Origin of the sequence: Mesorhizobium sp. M5C.F.Ca.IN.020.29.1.1 (assembly GCF_003997375.1) — a bacterium.
Classification (GTDB): Bacteria; Pseudomonadota; Alphaproteobacteria; order Rhizobiales; family Rhizobiaceae; genus Mesorhizobium; species Mesorhizobium wenxiniae.
Genome location: NZ_RZSW01000935.1, coordinates 1 through 1462 on the forward strand (window position 1 = coordinate 1; position 1462 = coordinate 1462).

General features: G+C 63.5%; 1 pseudogene. It reads right to left on the reverse strand.

The annotated features are described in order from the left end of the window. Window positions 1-1462, reverse strand: a pseudogene (locus EOA85_RS35140) (DNA-directed RNA polymerase subunit beta); the annotation flags it as partial.

A 1462-nucleotide genomic window follows, 5' to 3' on the forward strand; every position in this document is an offset into this window, starting at 1 on the left:
CTTGTTGACCCGGTCACCCATGCGCACCAGCGGACGCTGGTTGATGCAGGTGTTCTGGTTCGAACGCTGGAACTTCATCAGCCGGTAGATGTCGACGCCCGACTTGCCGGGATCGAGATCTTCCGTGGCGCGAATAACGATACGCGTCGCGTCCACCTGGTCGACGATACCGCCGCGGCGGGCGCCAATGGCGGCGCCCGAGTCACGGGCGACGATCGGCTCCATGCCGGTGCCGACAAACGGCGCTTCGGCGCGCACCAGCGGCACGGCCTGCCGCTGCATGTTCGAGCCCATCAGAGCGCGGTTGGCGTCGTCATTCTCGAGGAACGGGATCAGGGCCGCTGCCACCGACACCATCTGCTTCGGCGACACGTCCATCAGATCGACGTTTTCGCGCGGCGCCATCATCACTTCGCCGGCGTTGCGGCAAATGACGAATTCGTCGACGAAACCACCATTCTTGTCGAGCTCGGCATTGGCCTGCGCGACGTGGTGCTTGGCCTCTTCCATCGCCGACAGATAGACGACCTCATTGGTCAGCTTGCCGTTGACGATCTTGCGGTACGGGCTCTCGATGAAGCCGTACTTGTTGACGCGCGCGAAGGTGGCCAGCGAGTTGATCAGACCGATATTCGGGCCTTCCGGCGTCTCGATCGGGCAGATGCGGCCGTAATGCGTCGGGTGCACGTCGCGCACCTCGAAACCGGCGCGCTCGCGGGTCAGACCACCGGGTCCAAGCGCCGAGAGACGGCGCTTGTGGGTGATCTCCGACAGCGGGTTGGTCTGGTCCATGAACTGCGACAGCTGCGAGGAACCGAAGAACTCGCGCACGGCGGCAGCCGCCGGCTTGGCGTTGATCAGGTCCTGCGGCATCACCGTGTCGATCTCGATCGAGGACATGCGTTCCTTGATCGCGCGCTCCATGCGCAGCAGGCCGACGCGGTACTGGTTCTCCATCAGCTCGCCGACCGAGCGCACGCGGCGATTGCCGAGATTGTCGATGTCGTCGATCTCGCCCTTGCCGTCGCGCAGTTCGACCAGTGTCTTGACCACGGCCAGGATGTCGTCCTTGCGCAGCACGCGGACGGTGTCCTCGGCCTTGAGCTCGAGGCGCATGTTCATCTTGACGCGGCCGACGGCCGACAGATCGTAGCGCTCGCTGTCGAAGAACAGCGAGTTGAACATGGCTTCGGCGGTTTCGAGCGTCGGCGGCTCGCCGGGGCGCATGACGCGGTAGATGTCGAACAGCGCGTCCTGGCGGCTCTCGTTCTTGTCGACGTTGAGCGTGTTGCGGATATAGGCGCCGACATTGACGTGGTCGATGTCGAGAACCTTGATCTCGTCGTCGCCGGCGCTGAGAAGCACCTTCAGCGTCTTTTCGTCGATCTCATCGCCGGCTTCGAGGAAAATCTCGCCGGTCGCGTAGTTGACGATGTCCTCGGCAAGGTAGTTGCCGAGCAGG